At 57.8% G+C, this 16,424-nt stretch carries 14 protein-coding genes; 11 read left to right on the forward strand and 3 right to left on the reverse strand.

The annotated features are described in order from the left end of the window. Positions 1-258 precede the first annotated feature (258 nt). The 3 genes from JZX87_RS26970 to JZX87_RS26980 all read left to right on the forward strand — a co-directional run bounded on the left by JZX87_RS26970 (position 259) and on the right by JZX87_RS26980 (position 3,122). Positions 259-921 (forward strand): hydrolase, encoded by a 663-nt coding sequence (locus JZX87_RS26970; protein ID WP_206828944.1) that lies wholly within the window; start codon positions 259-261, stop codon positions 919-921. 112 nt (positions 922-1,033) lie between these two features. After that, the gene (locus tag JZX87_RS26975; protein ID WP_206828945.1) at positions 1,034-2,074 is read left to right on the forward strand and encodes an LLM class flavin-dependent oxidoreductase; all 1,041 of its coding nucleotides are present in this window, start codon (positions 1,034-1,036) and stop codon (positions 2,072-2,074) included. Positions 2,075-2,231: 157 nt separating this feature from the next. Beyond that, on the forward strand, positions 2,232-3,122 hold the full coding sequence (locus JZX87_RS26980) for a LysR family transcriptional regulator (protein WP_206828946.1): 891 nt from the start codon (positions 2,232-2,234) through the stop codon (positions 3,120-3,122). Between the two features lies 1 nt (position 3,123). Here the strand turns inward: JZX87_RS26980 and JZX87_RS26985 are convergent, their stop codons facing one another. Both JZX87_RS26985 and JZX87_RS26990 read right to left on the reverse strand, forming a co-directional pair. Then, positions 3,124-4,062 (reverse strand): LysR family transcriptional regulator, encoded by a 939-nt coding sequence (locus JZX87_RS26985; RefSeq protein WP_206828947.1) that lies wholly within the window; start codon positions 4,060-4,062, stop codon positions 3,124-3,126. 534 nt (positions 4,063-4,596) lie between these two features. Beyond that, positions 4,597-5,649, reverse strand: a complete 1,053-nt coding sequence (locus JZX87_RS26990; protein WP_206828948.1) for an NAD(P)H-dependent flavin oxidoreductase — start codon at positions 5,647-5,649, stop codon at positions 4,597-4,599. Between the two features lie 514 nt (positions 5,650-6,163). On the opposite strand from JZX87_RS26990, the gene JZX87_RS26995 reads away from it, so the two are divergent. The 3 genes from JZX87_RS26995 (at position 6,164) to JZX87_RS27005 (ending at position 10,122) form a co-directional block, all read left to right on the forward strand. Continuing rightward, positions 6,164-7,939 (forward strand): monovalent cation:proton antiporter-2 (CPA2) family protein, encoded by a 1,776-nt coding sequence (locus tag JZX87_RS26995; protein ID WP_206828949.1) that lies wholly within the window; start codon positions 6,164-6,166, stop codon positions 7,937-7,939. Positions 7,940-8,043: 104 nt separating this feature from the next. Then, positions 8,044-9,000 (forward strand): quinone oxidoreductase family protein, encoded by a 957-nt coding sequence (locus JZX87_RS27000; protein ID WP_206828950.1) that lies wholly within the window; start codon positions 8,044-8,046, stop codon positions 8,998-9,000. 249 nt (positions 9,001-9,249) lie between these two features. After that, positions 9,250-10,122, forward strand: a complete 873-nt coding sequence (locus tag JZX87_RS27005) for a class I SAM-dependent methyltransferase (RefSeq protein WP_286195094.1) — start codon at positions 9,250-9,252, stop codon at positions 10,120-10,122. A 68-nt stretch (positions 10,123-10,190) separates the two neighbouring features. Here JZX87_RS27005 and JZX87_RS27010 read toward each other — a convergent pair whose 3' ends face one another. After that, on the reverse strand, positions 10,191-11,102 hold the full coding sequence (locus JZX87_RS27010) for a LysR family transcriptional regulator (RefSeq protein ID WP_206828951.1): 912 nt from the start codon (positions 11,100-11,102) through the stop codon (positions 10,191-10,193). Between the two features lie 146 nt (positions 11,103-11,248). Here JZX87_RS27010 and JZX87_RS27015 point away from each other — a divergent pair, with 146 nt between their 5' ends. The 5 genes from JZX87_RS27015 to JZX87_RS27035 all read left to right on the forward strand — a co-directional run bounded on the left by JZX87_RS27015 (position 11,249) and on the right by JZX87_RS27035 (position 16,423). Next, positions 11,249-11,908, forward strand: coding sequence for a hydrolase (locus JZX87_RS27015; RefSeq protein ID WP_183687809.1), 660 nt, complete (start codon positions 11,249-11,251; stop codon positions 11,906-11,908). Between the two features lie 234 nt (positions 11,909-12,142). After that, entirely contained in the window at positions 12,143-13,180 is a 1,038-nt protein-coding gene (locus JZX87_RS27020; protein WP_206828952.1) for an LLM class flavin-dependent oxidoreductase, read from the forward strand. A gap of 29 nt (positions 13,181-13,209) precedes the next feature. After that, on the forward strand, positions 13,210-14,130 hold the full coding sequence (locus tag JZX87_RS27025; RefSeq protein WP_206828953.1) for a LysR family transcriptional regulator: 921 nt from the start codon (positions 13,210-13,212) through the stop codon (positions 14,128-14,130). 29 nt (positions 14,131-14,159) lie between these two features. Next, positions 14,160-15,095, forward strand: a complete 936-nt coding sequence (locus tag JZX87_RS27030) for a pirin family protein (RefSeq protein WP_206828954.1) — start codon at positions 14,160-14,162, stop codon at positions 15,093-15,095. Positions 15,096-15,166: 71 nt separating this feature from the next. Further along, on the forward strand, positions 15,167-16,423 hold the full coding sequence (locus JZX87_RS27035) for a DUF5996 family protein (protein ID WP_206828955.1): 1,257 nt from the start codon (positions 15,167-15,169) through the stop codon (positions 16,421-16,423). Position 16,424: the final 1 nt, after the last annotated feature.

A 16,424-nucleotide genomic window follows, 5' to 3' on the forward strand; every position in this document is an offset into this window, starting at 1 on the left:
CGCTAACAGTCGCACTCTGCGAGGAAGTCTGTCGCACAAACAGGAACAGGCAGTCGGGCATTGCCCCCTGTCCTTACCAGCGAGGTAGCTTTTCAAGTATCAAGGAGCCGATGGGCGAGCGTCTGGCATCGCAGCGTTCCCCAAATCGCGACAGAGTGTCGCGCGAAGCCTGACTAGCTGGCACGGAACCAGGATGACACGTTCTCTTCGGCAACGTGATCGTTGCTAACCGGGCAACTTCAAAATTAAAGGATTATCATGAGCTTGCGCAATGGACTCAACTCGCTACTTCGCCCTGAGGAATCGGTGCTTGTCCTGATCGATCATCAGCCCTTTCAGCTTGCGAATGTAAACAGCCACTCTCCAAGAGATGTGGTAGCAAGCACAGCCGGTTTGACCAAGTCGGCCAAGGCGTTTGGTGTGCCGACGATTATCACGAGCGTCGTAGCCGACCGTGGTGGACTGATATTCCCTCAAATCACAGAGATATTTCCCGACCAGGAAGTCATTGATCGCACCACCCTCAACACGTGGGAAGATAAGAAGGTTGTTGATCTTGTGAAGGCAACCGGTCGCAAACAGCTTATTATTGCGGGACTCTACACCGAGATTTGCGTCGCCATGCCAGTTATTCATGCTCTCGGCGAAGGTTGGGACGTGACCGTGATCACTGATGCTTGCGGTGGCGTATCCGTTGAATCGCACGAGCGAGCGGTCCAGCGAATGATCGCTGCGGGAGCCAATGTTATGACATGGTTGGCGCTTGCATCCGAATGGTACCGAGACCATGCTCGGACCGAGAACACTGACGCGTTCGTGGAAGTGCTCAAGGACTTTGAACCCGGCATCGGCATCGCGTTCCTTTGGGAGCAGCAACTGCTTAAAACCCCAGTCGAGTCACTGGAAAGCTCCGGTTTCTAAGCTGATACGGGCGAGGATCGGTGGATGGATCAAACTTCACTGAGCCCTCGCCACCTTCAAGCCGGTCTACCAACATCGCACTCACCTCACTTAGGCTAGAGACGCAATTCCCATGGACATTGGTATCCACAGCTTCGCTGGCTTCTTTCCAAATTCTGCAACCGGAAAAATGGCGGCGGGTGCCGATCGGATGGCTAGCCTCCTTGAGGAAGTCGAGGTCGCTGACAGCGTCGATCTCGACTTCTTCGGCATTGGCGAGCATCATCGAAGTGAATTCCTCGACTCCGCACCTGCGGTTATTCTGGGTGCTGCGGCTGCTCGCACTCGGCGGATTAAACTAACAAGTGCTGTCACCGTATTGAGCGCCGCCGATCCAGTGCGGGTCTTTCAGGAGTTTGCCACACTTGATCTCATTTCCCGCGGGCGCGCCGAAGTGGTCGTCGGGAGAGGATCGTCTGTGGAGGCTTTTCCGTTGTTCGGTCTACCATTGCATTATTACGACGCTGTGTTTTCAGAAAAACTCGAGTTATTGCTCAAACTAAGAGAGACGACGAATCCAACTTGGCAGGGACGATTTCGTCCTTCGTTGAATGGGCAAGGCGTATTCCCGCGGTCGCATCAGCCACAGCTACCTATATGGGTAGGCGTGGGCGGCACACCGGAATCCTTTGAACGAGCGGGAGACCTCGGCTTGCCGCTGATGATCGCAATCATCGGAGGGACGTTTGAACAATTCCGGCCTCTCGTAGATCTCTATCGCGAGGCAGGGCGGCGTGCCGGGCATGACGCGGTCAAGTTAAAGGTGGGAGTGCACGCAATGGGTTTCTTGGCAGATAGCGACAGTGAAGCGCAGAATATATTCTTCCCTGGATGGGCCAGAATGGTAGGCCAATATGCGCGTGAGCGCGGCTTACAGGAACCAACGCGTACACAATTTGATGAGCTGACGAGCTCGCGTGGGGCATTTTTAGTTGGTAATCCGGGTACGGTGGCGGCGAAGATAAGACACGCTAGTGACGTACTTGGAGGGATTTCCCGCGTCGCTTTCCAGATGACGTCGGCAGCGTCCGAATACGCGGCGATGGTAAGATCGATTCGACTTCTAGGAGTTGAAGTAGCACCCGCGATAAGAGCGCTGAAGTTGGCTCGATAGCTGCGGCAGCCGTCGAGAGATCCAGCAGTGTACCATTTGATATCGAAACCAACCGGGTCCCATCCTACCAGCCTCGTGTCAGGAGCGGACGGAGCAAGCTCCAAGTCCGGGTCAGGCGGCGTGTCTCACAATGAGCTTCTTTAAGAGGAAATGCGTGGTGGATACTGATGATCTGAGGACATTTCTTGCGGTTGCTGATTCTGGAGGTTTAACTTCAGCGGCGCAGCGACTTGGGCTTTCGAAGTCGATGGTAAGTCGTGGCGTCGGCCGGCTTGAGACTTCCCTAGGTGTCCAGCTTTTAGTAAGATCAGCGCGTGGGATATCTTTGACTGATGCAGGTGCGACGTTTTACGATTATGCCCTAAGAGTTTGCGCCGAGCTCGATGTAGCAAAGGAAACGATATTACCAGCTGGTGAGCTTCGAGGGCTCCTCCACGTAGCTGCCCCACTTTCGTTCGGGCCAACCCATTTCGCACCCGTTTTGGCAGAGATGGGGAAACGGCACCCTCAACTCCAAATCCATACCTCTTACACTGATCGCTTCGTTGATCTGGTAAGTGAGGGTTTCGATTGTGGCATTCGGGTCGGTTTCCTTGACGATTCGAACCTTATTGCCCGCCGCATCGGGCCACTCCATGGAAAACTCGTAGCTAGCCCGGAATATATACGGAAAAACGGTAGTCCTGAGACCCTGGAAGATTTGTTCTCACATCAAGCGCTTCTTGGGGCGGATACCTGGAAGCTCATGGATGGTGACAAACTTATTGTCATTAAGCCGAAAGGTCGCTTCAAAGCAGACAGCGGGACTGCTCTTGCCGCGGCCGCCGCCGCTGGTCTTGGTATAGCTGCGTTGGCCAACCAATTCATTCACGATCATCTGGCTGCTGGGACTCTAGTTCCGGTCCTAGCGCGCTATCCTCTGCCGCGAGCAGGCATATTTGTGGTTCGGCCACCTGGACTACAGCCTAACACGAAGGTGAGAGTACTGACGGAAATGCTTATCGATACCCTCGAACCGGAATTGACCCGTTACGCTGATGGGCCTTGATTCATTTAACAATCGCTCGGGTCGACCCTGCTACCGCGAGCGACTGTTCGAAAGGCGCCCCCGAGACCGAACTGTGGTCAAAACTCTCTGAGAGCATTTCTGTAAGCACCTGTATTTTTCGTACTGTATACTTCGAATGTAAACAAACAACATCTATGCCAGCGTCAGGAACAGGAAAATCTGTCATCACCGGCACTAACGTGCCCGAAGCCAAGTGACGGCTGATAAGACCAGTAGGAAGAATAGCGACTCCCAGCCCTTCAAGCGCTGCGGCGACTAGAGCGATCCCGTTATCCGCTCTGAACCGGCTAATTGGCTTAACCGAGACGACCTTGTCGCCGTCTATAAGCTGCCACGCCTCATCTCCTTGCGTCAGGGCGACGTGATTTGAAACAAGCTCCTCCAAAGTTTCCGGAGATCCGTGCTCTTCAACGTAGGCCGGACTGGCGACGACTTTCCCGAAAATAAGCCCGACACGATGAGAATCTAGACCAGGATGTTCAGAGCGACCGAGGCGAATTGCGCAATCGAACCCATCCGTGGCGAGATCAACAGCATGATCACTAAAACTGATGTGAATTCGGAGGTTGGGATGACGTTTCGCCATTTCGATGAACACGGGTGCAAAGTGTGTCGGTCCAAAAGAAAGCGGGGCTGCGATCCTTAGAAGGCCACAAAGATCCCCCATCGGAACGATCATCTCTCTTGCTGCGTCTATTTCTGCACACACCCTCGCCGCGTGATCGCGAAATGTTGCGCCGGCTTCAGTCAACGCGGCACCGCGGGTCGTGCGCGCCAGAAGCTGGACACCGAGCTGGGCTTCCAGTCGATGCAGTTGTCGGCTAACCATCGATTTTGTAACACCGAGCCGTCTTGCTGCCGCGGAAACTCCACCAGTGTCGGCGACTTCCACAAAGGTTCGCATATCTTCAACGTTCAATTTGTATTCCTCGTATGCGACGACGTTTACCAGAGTGATGGACTATCGCATCGCTAGGACAGATGACAACGTCTTGCCGTGTAGCCGGATCGAACCGGTTCGCCATGCTCAATGAAAACGGCGACCAAGCGGGTTTCTTATTCTTGCCCGCACCTAGTGTGAAGGCTTCTTGTCCGCTCCCACAACGTCTTTGAACCCATCGGCAATCCATATCTTGTAGCTCAAGCATATATGGCTTGAAGCTCTTTTCTGGGTCAAATCCGCTGATATGGCTACGACCGACGCCTGTTTGTAAGCTACGATCCGCTCGGTACTCGAACGGCTGCCGAATGACTCAAAAAAAATTTTGCAGCTTTCGCCCTGTCGGTACGTTTGATCCGGTCATCCGGAAGGTTCTGCCGCTTAAAGCAGCGCGTATCTGAAATTCTGCTTACGCCGCGCAAATCAACGAGAAGGAAGAGATCGGGCACGCTGTCAGCGATGATGGTGAAGCATGATTGTGTCTGACTTCGGCCTATCTCCGGGAAGGAACGCTTAAATCAGCGCAAACCTAAGTTCCATTATCAACGTTTGCATGAGCTCTGCTGCGGGTAATTCGCGGGCGTAGGGGACTCCTTCCCCGGCCCAATGACTGGAAAATTCATGGTTACCCCGCTTGGCAGCTGCCGAGTGAAGCTGTTTTGCCAAGTCGTAGGCTAGGGGGTAGCTAGCCGGGAACGGGCTATTTGGGCCTTCTCCATGCGTGATTAAGTCGTTGATAAACCCGCGAGCAGGTCGCCCAGAAATCACTGTAGTCATGGTCGTAGGGGATGACCTCGAGGCTCTTAGCTTTTCTTTGTATGCGAGATCAGCTGAACTTTGCGGGCACAGAATGAAGGCTGTCCCAAGTTGAGCCGCAACAGCGCCATGCCTGAGCGCGACACTTATTCCGGCGCCATCCATAATGCCACCGGCCGCTATCACCGGAAGACCGACATCTCGAACTAGCCGCTGCACCAACGCAATGGTGCTTAGCTGATCGTCCTCACCTTGCGGATCGAATACGCCTCGATGGCCGCCTGCCTCATAGCCCTGTGCAATGATCCCGTCTATCCCGGCCGCTTCAACCTTTGTCGCCTCCTCGCGGCTGGTTACGCTCGCTAGTGTCGTGATGCCAGCTCTCTTTAAGGCGGCTATCCGGTCGAATGAAGGAATGCCGAAATGAAAGCTCACGATTGGCGGGCGCAATTCCAGCAGCATCAGAAAAGCTTGCTCATCTACGAGGAAGCTCTGATAAATTTCATTCAACGCTCTCGGCGCGTTTACTCCGAATTTCTCAAACAAACCGGAAAAGTGACGGATCCAAGCCCTCTCTACGAGTTCATCCCGTTCCGGCGGCCTGTGGCAAAATACGTTCACGTTAAAGGGTTTATCGGTAAGTGAGCGGGTCTGAACTATTGCGGCTCGCGATTGGGTGACGGTACTTGCTCCTAAGCCCAGAGATCCCAAACCGCCTGCGTTGGAAACGGCAGCTGCTAGCGCGGGGGTGGATATTCCAGCCATCGGCGCCTGCACCACGAGGTGCTCGATCTGAAGGAGTTCAATCATGCCGTCCTCATATCTCTTGCAGTATTTACCAACGTCGGTCCTCGAACTCTTCCAAGTGTCAAACGTTTAATGACATCGGCTTCATTCGCCCCTTCCGAAGTCCGAGCGCCTCCTCACCCAATTAAGGAATGCACCATAGGGAGGTCCAAGTATCAGCATCATAACTGTAGCACCAAAGGTGCGTGCCATCCGTACTGATCGAACAATGGATAATCTAACAGCACGGCAGGACGAAAGCTGGCAGCCATGGTACACAGCATCACCCATGTCGCGATCGTCGGTCGCAATTGACATGTCATGTCCCGGCGTTCCCAATGCTTGCTAGTTGGCAGACTTTCAGCCTGGTGGCCAGGGTTTTGGCGTTCCAAATATTGCGACAGACTTTTGCTGATTGCGCGACTATCCAGCCGCTCCCTGCAACGCTACCAACAGAAATCGGTAACGGATGGGCAGCAGAACGGCAGAACGCGAGTATCAGGGCTCTTGCAAGCATCTGATGCTGAGAGGGGAGCGCATGGCAGACACGAGCTTGGGGCAGACAATCGGGCCTGCGATCGTTCTGATGGGGGCGGCAGTCGCCGCCGTGCCCTTGTTCCGGCGGCTTGGCCTCGGATCGGTGCTGGGATATTTCACCGCCGGCGTGCTTGTGGGTCCCTCCGTGCTCGGCCTGTTTACCGACGCCCTTTCCATCCTGCATTTTTCGGAACTCGGGGTGGTGATGTTCCTGTTCGTCATCGGACTGGAATTGCGCCCTCAAAAGCTATGGGCCATGCGCGGCCAGATTTTCGGACTGGGGCTGGTGCAGGTGGCGGCGACGACCGCAGCCCTTGCCCTGACCGGCATATTGGTTTTCGGCCTATCGAGACCGGTGGCCTTCGTTGCCGGCGCCGGTTTCGTCCTGTCCTCGACCGCGGTCATCATGTCGGTGCTGCAGGATCGCGGAGAGATATCGAGTGCCGAGGGCCAGAAGTCCGTCTCGATCCTGCTCTTCGAAGACCTGATGATTGTGCCGCTTCTGGCGGTGGTCGCGTTCCTCTCGCCGCTGTCACAGGGCCAGTCGGGCTGGCTGGATATCCTGCTCGCCTTGGGGGCGCTGCTTGCCTTGCTGGGCGTTTCCAAATGGGGCCTCAATCCGTTTTTCGCCCTTCTGGCACGGGCCCGGACGCGCGAGGTGATGACCGCAGGGGCGCTGCTCGTGGTTCTCGGTGCGGCGCTGCTGATGGATGCGGCCGGCCTTTCGATGGCGATGGGCGCATTCCTCGCCGGCGTGATGCTGTCGAGCTCAAGCTATCGCCACCAGATCGAGAGCGACATCGAGCCGTTTCGCGGGCTGCTGATGGGCCTTTTCTTTCTCGCGGTCGGCATGTCGCTCGACCTTTCGGTGGTCGCCGCGGAATGGTGGCTGCTGCTGTCCATGCTCGTCGCTTTCACCATCGCCAAGGGCGTGGTGGTCTATGCCGTGGCGCGGCTGTTCGGCGGCTCCAATCACAAGGCGCTGCACCGCACCTCGATGTTCCTTCAGGGCGGGGAATTCGCCTTCGTACTCTATTCCGCAGCAGCGGCCGGCGGCGTGATCGATGCGCGCGACAACGCCCTGTTCACCACGGTGGTGATCTTCTCCATGGCCCTGACGCCGCTCCTGATGATCGCGGCGGACCGACTTTTGCGCAACGAGGCCTCGATGGAGGGCGTCGAACTGGCCCGCGACCTGAACGGCAGGGTGCTGATGATCGGCTTCGGGCGGTTCGGCCAGATCGCCTCGCAACTGCTGCTCGCCAGGGGCGTCAGCCTTTCGGTTATCGATACCAACCCCGATCGCATCCGCGATGCCGGGCGCTTCGGCTTCAAGGTCTTTTTCGGTGACGGCACGCGTCTCGATACCCTGCGCCACTCCGGGGCAGGCTCTGCCGATGCGCTGATGATCTGCGTCAACGATCCGAAGGCCGCGCTGCACATGGTGGAACTGGCGCAGCATGAGTTTCCGCAGGCGAGGATCCTGGTACGAAGCTATGATCGCGGGCATGCGGTGGAACTGATCCGGGCAGGCGTGGATTACCAGATCCGAGAGACGGTCGAATCCGCCTATCTCATGGGTGCCGAGGGCCTGCGAGCCCTGGGATATGCCGAACTGGATATCGAGGAGACCGCCGAGGACGTGCGTCAACGAGATGAAGGCCGCCTTTCGGAACAGGTACAGGGGGACGAAATGTCCGGCCGCGACCGGCTGTTGCTGCAGCCGGTTCCGGAGCCGCTGAGCAAGGCGGCGAGCAAGGACCGATCCGCGACCTGACGCTAGGCGCAAAACGGCCCTTGGCACAGGCCGGCAGGCTACAACGGCGGGCAGTCCCTGCCATCATGCGATGGCATAACCTTGAGCACGGTAAAGGAACGCATATGAAAGCCGCAGTCTATGCCAACCCCGGCCCGCCCTCGGTCCTGACCTATGTCGACATGCCCGATCCCGTCTGCGGACCTGACGATGTTCTGATCGAGGTCGAGGCGATTTCGATCGAGGGTGGCGACCTGATCAATCGAAGGTCGACGCCACAGGCCTCCCCCTGGGTCGTCGGTTACGCTGCCGCCGGGACGATCGTTGCGATCGGCGACACTGTTTCGGGCCGGGCTGTCGGCCAGCGGGTGACGGCCTTCGACATGCATGGCTCTCATGCGGAACTCTGGTCCGTGCCTGCTTCGCGCACATGGCGCGTGCCCGATGGGCTGGGCATGGCGGAGGCTGCGGCGCTGCCGATCTCGTTCGCGACGGCCCATCACTGCCTGATCACCAAAGGCGGCCTGCGGCAGGCCGAGACGGTTGTGGTGCAGGCCGCCGCCGGTGGCGTCGGCCTGGCAGCCGTCCAGATTGCCCATGCAGAGGGCGCACGGGTCATCGCCATTGCCGGCGGCCGCGAACGCCAGGCGCGCCTCATGGAGCTCGGCGCATCCCATGTCATCGATCGGCTGCAGGAGGACGTGGTGGAGGAGGTTCTCCGGCTGACCGGCGGGAAGGGCGCGGATCTCGTCATCGACCCTGTCGGATCGACCCTGCAGGCCTCGCTATCCGCGCTTGCCCCGGAAGGTCGCCTCGTCTTCGTCGGCAATGCCGGAGGCGGCGGCCTGACTGTCGATCTCTGGCAAGCGATGCAGAACAACCAGACCCTTCACGGGGTGTTCATGGGGACGCTCTTCGAGAGGCCGGACGTATCCGGAACTGTGGACGCACTGCTGGCGGCGGCGCGCGACAAACGCCTGACGGTCGTGATCGACCGGACATTTTCCCTCTGTGACGCGGCAGAGGCGCATGACCATGCGGAGACGGCCAAGCCTCTGGGGCGTGTTGTGATGATCCCCTGATAAGGGGACTTGCGGCTATTTCGAGTCCACCCGGCCGCGAGCCGGTGCGGTTTCTGCGACGCAGTTTTGCGGAGGTCGCCTCTATCGCGCTGCTTGCCCCGGTGCCATCGAGAATACATGATTGATAGTCATCTTTATGGTGGTGACGGTCAGAGGAGGTCGGCCATTGTCCGGCGCGGGGCCTAAAACTCCAGCCGGAAGGGCTCAAGCAAGCGCACGCCCTCATTTTTTCAAACAGGGAATTTGATGATGCAGAATCCAGAGATTTCAGAACGCGCAGCGACCGATCAGCCGACATGGATACCGAAGCAGCAGCCGGCCGGCGTGCAACCCCATATGACGGACGAATTTGCCCGCGTGTATCAGCGGACGGCGAACCGAAATACCGGGCAGGTGGCGGCGGCGGCGCTCGATCGCGTCGGCACCATTCAATGGGGCACGCGTGTCCTCGATATCGCTGCCGGGGCCGGAGCGCTGAGCGTGCCTGCTGCCCTTCGCGGGGCCTCGGTGCTGGCGGTGGATAACGCACCGGGCATGGTCAACCTTCTGGCCGACCAGCTTGCGCCCTTTCCATCGAGCGAGGCGAGGCTGATGGACGGCCAGCAGCTCGAACTGGAGGATGGTCGCTTCGACGCGACATTCTCGCTGTTCGGCGCAAGCCTCTTTCCCGACTGGCGGCGCGGGCTTTCAGAACAGGCGCGCGTGACGCGCAGCAGCGGCAAGGCCTGTATCGCCACCTGGCGCCGGCCGCCCGGCGGCGGCCCCTTTCTGGTGATGGCGCAGGCGCTGCGCGCGGTTTTTCCCGAGATGCAGCCGCCAGCGCCGCCGGAGGGTTTTTTGGCCTTGGCCGAACCAGATCGCTTGATTGAGGAAATGTCACTGGCAGGACTGGCGGAGATCAGCGTAGAAGAGATTGAGACGATCTGGGAGGGCCAGTCCGGTCAGTCCTACTTGGATGACCTACGCGGACTGCATAGTTATATGGGGGCATTCCAGCAGCTGGACAAAGACGGGCAAAGCCGAGTTGAAAAGGCGATCGCGGAGGTAATTGAAGGATTAACCGTGGACGGCAGGGTACTGATCCGGTCCTCCGCCATTTTAGCCATAGGAAAAAAAGCTTAGGATCGTTTCCATGACGGCGGTCCGATCATGCGCACTCAAAAATTACGTCAGCAATGGGTTTAGCCTGATCACAAGTCCTGTTTACCAGCGCTTGTTGTGTTGCCATTGGTGGAATGGTTTCCGAAGCATTCAATCAGCATTTCGGTGAGGACCCTTACTTTTCGAGTCGGGTGGAGGCCGGGAGGCCGAACAACAAATATTCCGGCTGGTGGGATTGGATGAGCAGGCATGACCTCCACCAGATTGCCCGATAGGATTTGATCTGCCACGAGTGGCTCCGGCAAATAGGCGATCCCGAGGCCATCCAATGCAGCCGCTATAAGTGAAATCGCGTTATCGGCCACAAAACGTCCCTGAGGACGCACCCGGACGATCTTGTCGCCATCCATGAACTGCCAGGTCTCGGCGTCTCGAATGACCAATTGATGATCCAGGATTTCATCGGGCTTTCTGGGAGCACCATGAGCCGCGATGTAGGCAGGACTTGCGACCAGCCTGCCGAAAATCGGGCCGACTCGTCTGGCGACGAGATTCGAGTCGGGAAGATACCCGACACGAATTGCGCAATCGAACCCTTCACCGACGAGATCCACGAACCGATCAGTGTAGGATGACTGTATGTGCAGTTGTGGGTGTTGCCGTGCCATCTGCGACAGAACAGGAGAAAAATGCGTTGGTCCGAACGACAACGGAGCGGCGACACGCATGCGGCCTCGAAGCTCACCGACAGGGAGTATGGTTTCTCGCGCAGCGTCCAGTTCAGCCGAAATTCTGGACGCGTAATCCCGGAATGTTGAGCCTGCTTCGGTGAGCGCTATGCCTCGGGTCGTCCTAGCAAGCAACTGGGCACCGAACTCAGCTTCAAGTCGTGTAATCCTGCGGCTGGCCATCGACTTTGAGATGCCCAGTCGCATCGCTGCAGACGAAACGCTACCGGCATCCGCGACTTCGACGAATGTTCTCAAATCTTCCAGGTCCAATGCGCGTTCCTCGTTTCGCAACACAGCTTAGCACGATCCGGGACTACCGTACCAAAAAAGACAATGACAAGTTGCGGCGGAATGTTTCTCCGGCGAGAGCATTCTCTGATCTAGCCTCAACGAACCGCCAAAACAGGATATTATCCATGACCTTTCGTAACGGCCTCAATTCCCTACTCCGCCCCGAAGATTCTGTCCTCGTCCTTATTGATCACCAACCCTACCAGCTTACCAACGTCAATAGCCATGACCCCCAGGCTGTCGTTAACAACGTGACCGCCCTTTCAAAGCTGGCGAAGGCTTTCGACGTTCCGACGATCCTGACAAGCGTTATCGCGGACCGCGGTGGCAAGCTCTTCAAGCAGATCACAGACGTCTTCCCGGGACAGGAAGTCATCGACCGAACCTGGGTGAACACCTGGGAGGACGAAAAGGTGGTGGAACTCGTAAAAGCGACTGGCCGCAAGCAGCTGATCATCGCAGGCCTGTGGACAGAAGTCTGCGTCGCGATGCCTGCAATCCAGGCTGCCGGCGAAGGTTGGGACGTGACGGTTATTACCGATGCATCGGGCGGAAGCTCCACCGAGTCTCATCAAGTGGCCATCCAGCGAATGATCGCAGCTGGCGTCAACATGATGACTTGGATGGCTTTGGCTGGTGAATGGCAGCGGGACTGGGCGAGAACTGAGCACGTTGAGGAACTAACAGAAGTTCTCATTTCACACATGAGCGGCAGCGGCATAGCGTATCTGTGGGAACAGCAATTGCTCAACACACCGATCCCAACGACCAAGGGCGGGCACTAAAACCAAGCCGGGACGACGTGGATATCGAAGGCAAAGTCGCGTGAATTGCGATGTTCCAAAATCCTCGTCGTCCCTTCTACGTATTACAGGTCGAGCCATCTGAAACATTGTTGATCGCCATGAGATGACGTGTCTCCGGCCATCCCCAAACTTCTGCGTAGGCCTGCCACCAACGCGTTTGGGCCGATCATAGCTCCGACCGCAGCAGTGAATAGCGGATTGCAAGGATCGCACATGGAAATCGGTATCGATAGTTTTGCCGCAATACTTCCTGATCCGGCGACAGGTCGATTTCCATCGCCCACAGTTCGCATGGCTGAACTGATTGAGGAGGTCGAGCTTGCTGATCGTGTCGGGCTGGACGTGTTTGGCATTGGTGAGCATCACCGTGGAGAATTCCTCGATTCCGCACCGGCTGTCATACTGGCCGCAGCTGCAGCGCGCACCAGCCGGATCAGGTTGACAAGCGCGGTAACAGTTCTGAGCGCCGCCGATCCGGTGCGTGTCTTTCAGGAATTTGCAACACTCGACCTGATTTCCAAAGGGCGCGCGGAAATCGTTGTCGGTCGCGGTTCGTTTGTCGAGGCTTACCCGCTGTTTGGCCTGGAAACACGCGACTACGACGACCTTTTCGCAGAAAAACTCGACCTGTTGCTCGCGCTTGGCGAAACGACGAATATCACTTGGGAGGGGCGTTTCCGCGCGTCGCTCAAGGAACAAGGTGTCTTTCCGCGCCCTCATCAATTACGGCTTCCGGTTTGGGTAGGCGTCGGCGGCACGCCCCAGTCCTTCGCACGGGCAGGTGCACTCGGCCTCCCGCTGATGGTGGCCATCATTGGCGGCAATTTTGAACGGTTCCGTCCACTTGTCGATCTCTACAAAGAGGCGGGGGAGCGTGCTGGACATAGCCCTGATGCTCTGAGGGTTGGCATCCACGCAATCGGTTTTATCGGCGAGACAAATGCGGCCGCCGGTGATGCCTTTTTTCCTGGCTGGGCCCATCTCACCTCAAAGATTGGTCGGGAGCGCGGATGGTCGCCGCCGACACGCCAGCAGTTCGACGCGATGGCCGGCCCGGAGGGCGCATTCCTTGTTGGTGATCCGCAGACTGTGGCAGCCAAAATGCAGAAGGCCAGCAAAATACTCGGCGGCATTTCCCGCATCACCTTCCAGATGAGTACGGCCTCGCTTGATACTACGGCAATGAAGCGATCCATCGAACTTCTGGGCACGGAGGTCGCGCCGATCGTGAGGGCAGCACGAAGAATTTAGTCGAGCCTGATCGAAAAAGGGAGGAGCGAGTGAATATCGAAGATCTGCGGACATTTGTCGAAGTTGCCGATACCGGAGGCGTCTCGCCGGCGGCGCGGCGTTTGGGAATTTCCAAATCGATGGTCAGCCGCCGGCTCGCACGGATAGAGTTGGAACTCGGTGTCCAGCTTCTTGCGCGCACCACACGAGGCGCTGGCCTGACGGAGGCGGGCGTGACATTCCGCGAGTTTGCAGCAAAAACCTGTAGCGAGATCGAGATTGCACGCGAGACGATATTGCCAGATGGTGATCTTCGTGGACGGTTGAGAGTTGCCGTACCGCTGACATCGGGGCCGATGTATTTTGCACCCGTGCTTGCCGAAATGGCCAGCCATCACCCACAGCTTCAGATCCATGCCGAATATAGCGACCGGTTCGTCGATCTCGTCGCGGACGGGTTCGACTGCGCAATTCGGGTCGGCCTACTGCCTGACTCCAATCTCATATCGAGGCGCGTGGGAGAGATTTATGGAAAGCTTGTCGCCAGCCCGGCTTACATAAGGCGGTATGGTCTGCCTGAAACACCGGGCGATATCGCAGCGCATCAGGGCTTGATAGGAGCTGAGGCGTGGCGGTTTACAGAAAACGACAGGATCGTCACTGTGCAGCCACAAGGGCGCTTCAGTTCTGACAATGGCGCCGCCCTTGCAAGCGCGGCGGCGGCAGGACTCGGCCTTGCATGGCTTCCCGACTGCGTGACTCATGAATATCTGGCGTCCGGAGCGCTCGTCCCGGTGATGCCCCGCTTTCCGTTGCCAGTCGGCACCATTTATGTCGTGAGGCCTTCCAGCCCGCATCCCGCCCGCAAAGTCCGTATCCTCTGCGAGTTCTTGATCGCTTCCTTCGAAAAACGCCGGCATCCGAATGAGTCGGTGAACGGGGTACCCGTAGCCAATGTTCTCGACGCATAGATAAACAGACGAAAAGAAAGGTTGCGCAAATGAGTTGGAACCCTGCAATCGAACCGGGCTGTCCTGATGAGGTCGGTATCGAGGCGATCGAAGCGCTTATCGTGCCTCGGGCTCGCGATATCGGCGGCTTCGAGGTGCGGCGTGCCCTGCCGGCGCCGAAGCGGCAGATGGTAGGCCCGTTCATCTTCTTCGACCAGGCAGGGCCGGCTGAGCTGTTGACTGGACAGGGTATTGACGTCCGTCCCCATCCGCACATTGGTCTTGGCACCGTCACTTATCTCTTCCGCGGCGATTTCCACCACCGTGACAGCACTGGAGCGGACCAGGTTATCCGGCCCGGCGCACTGAACTGGATGGTGGCGGGACGTGGCGTGACCCATTCGGAGCGGACAACTGCTACCGCTCGAACCGGGCCAAACAGCCTGTTCGGTATCCAGACTTGGCTTGCTCTCCCGGAAGCCCATGAGGATATGGATCCGACGTTCGAGCACCACGGCCAGGAAACCCTGCCGGTGATCGAAGATAGGGGAGTTTCACTGCGCCTCATTCTCGGAAACGCCTATGGCGAGAACGCCCCGGCCACCATGCTTTCCGAGACGTTTTATGCGGATGTCGTGCTGGAGGCGGGTGCACGTCTGCCTATGCCGGACAATCACGAGGACCGGGGCATCTATATCGTCGAAGGCTCGATTTCAGTTGCCGGACAGAATTTCGAGGCACCGCAGATGATGGTTTTTCGCCCCGGCGATAAAATTACGGTCGTGGCTGGCGAAATGGGATCCAGGCTGATGATTCTTGGGGGCGCAACGCTCTCTGGACCACGTTACATCTGGTGGAATTTTGTCGCCTCCTCGCAAGAGCGCATTGAAGCAGCAAAGGCGGAATGGCGCGCCCAAAACTGGGGCAAGGGACGTTTCGACCTTCCGATTGACGACCGCGACGAACACATTCCGCTCCCGGATTAAGTCCGTGGCCGGTGGAAAGAGTTGCAGAGCGGCTTGAAGACCATGCCAAAAAAGACACGGAGGAATGCCAAATGAACAACGAGTGGCCTAGTCTCGACTATCTCAGCTGGCGCGAGACATGCTCAGCCCTGCATCTCTACCTGCAGATCGTGGGCAAGTACCGGCTGGCCCATACACCATGGCTCAACCACTCCTGGAACGCCACTTTATACGTCACTCCCCGCGGTCTCACGACGTCATCCATTCCCGATGGAGCCGGGGTCGAAATCCTGTTCGATTTCCATGATCATAGAGTGGTGGGTTTTAGCGGCGATGGTCGCACTGCGTCCTTCGACCTTGGGCCGTCCACGGTTGCAGAGTTCCATGCCCGATTTATTCGGTTGGTCTCGGATCTCGGCGGTTCGCCAAGCTTCAACGGACAACCGAACGAAGTGCCGGATCCCGTGCCATTCCGGGAGGACGATCGCGACCGCGTTTATGATCGAGATGCCGTACAGCGATTCCATCAGGCTTTGATGGCGATCGACCGTGTCTTCAAGGCATTCCGGACATCGTTTCTCGGAAAGTCCAGTCCCGTTCATCTGTTCTGGGGTAGTTTCGATCTTGCCGTCACCCGTTTTTCGGGGCGTCCGGCGCCGCTCCATGCAGGCGGAATCCCAGCCTTGCCGGATGACGTTGCGCAGGAGGCCTATGACCGTGAGGTCTCCTCAGTCGGTTTTTGGCCGGGCGGTGGCGGCCTGGACTATCCGGCTTTTTATGCTTACGCTTATCCGGCGCCACATGGTTTCCGTAATGCGGAGATCAGGCCCGATGCAGGCTTCTGGCACGAAGGTCTCTCCGAGTTCATCCTGCCTTATGATGCGGTGCGGTCGGCAGCTGATCCGGACGCGGCGCTGATGGCGTTTCTCATGTCCAGCTACGAAGCTGCCGCCGATCTGGGGAATTGGGATCGCGAAATGCTGGACTGTGCGCATGGCCGGCCAGGCGTGGTGCGCCCACAAAATGCAGGACAGCTGAACGCAGGTCCTGCGCCAGCAGCAGATGATGAAAAGGTCGAACGGGAAGATGGTCCGTCGAAGGGTCGCTACCGGCTCGTCATCGACGGTGTCGAAGCCGAGATGACCTATAGCCGAGCCGGCGAGGGGCTGATCATCATCGACCATACGGACGTACCCTCGGCCTTGCGTGGGCGAAAAATCGGGGAACGGATGGTGCGACAGGCCATTGAAGATGCAAGGCGTGACGGCGTCGCCATCATTCCTCTTTGCCCTTTCGCCAAGGCGCAAATCGACCGTCATCCTGAATGGCAGGATGTTCTTAAGAAGTGAA

It is taken from the genome of Agrobacterium sp. Ap1 (assembly GCF_017313375.1).
Classification (GTDB): Bacteria; Pseudomonadota; Alphaproteobacteria; order Rhizobiales; family Rhizobiaceae; genus Neorhizobium; species Neorhizobium cellulosilyticum.

Coding starts and splice junctions, on each gene's coding strand:
- JZX87_RS26990 (WP_206828948.1), bottom strand. CDS start 5,649: ATGATTGAACTCCTTCAGATCGAGCACCTCGTGGTGCAGGCGCCGATG.
- JZX87_RS27035 (WP_206828955.1), top strand. CDS start 15,167: ATGAACAACGAGTGGCCTAGTCTCGACTATCTCAGCTGGCGCGAGACA.
- JZX87_RS26975 (WP_206828945.1), top strand. CDS start 1,034: ATGGACATTGGTATCCACAGCTTCGCTGGCTTCTTTCCAAATTCTGCA.
- JZX87_RS27020 (WP_206828952.1), top strand. CDS start 12,143: ATGGAAATCGGTATCGATAGTTTTGCCGCAATACTTCCTGATCCGGCG.
- JZX87_RS27015 (WP_183687809.1), top strand. CDS start 11,249: ATGACCTTTCGTAACGGCCTCAATTCCCTACTCCGCCCCGAAGATTCT.
- JZX87_RS27030 (WP_206828954.1), top strand. CDS start 14,160: ATGAGTTGGAACCCTGCAATCGAACCGGGCTGTCCTGATGAGGTCGGT.
- JZX87_RS26970 (WP_206828944.1), top strand. CDS start 259: ATGAGCTTGCGCAATGGACTCAACTCGCTACTTCGCCCTGAGGAATCG.
- JZX87_RS26995 (WP_206828949.1), top strand. CDS start 6,164: ATGGCAGACACGAGCTTGGGGCAGACAATCGGGCCTGCGATCGTTCTG.
- JZX87_RS27000 (WP_206828950.1), top strand. CDS start 8,044: ATGAAAGCCGCAGTCTATGCCAACCCCGGCCCGCCCTCGGTCCTGACC.
- JZX87_RS27005 (WP_286195094.1), top strand. CDS start 9,250: ATGCAGAATCCAGAGATTTCAGAACGCGCAGCGACCGATCAGCCGACA.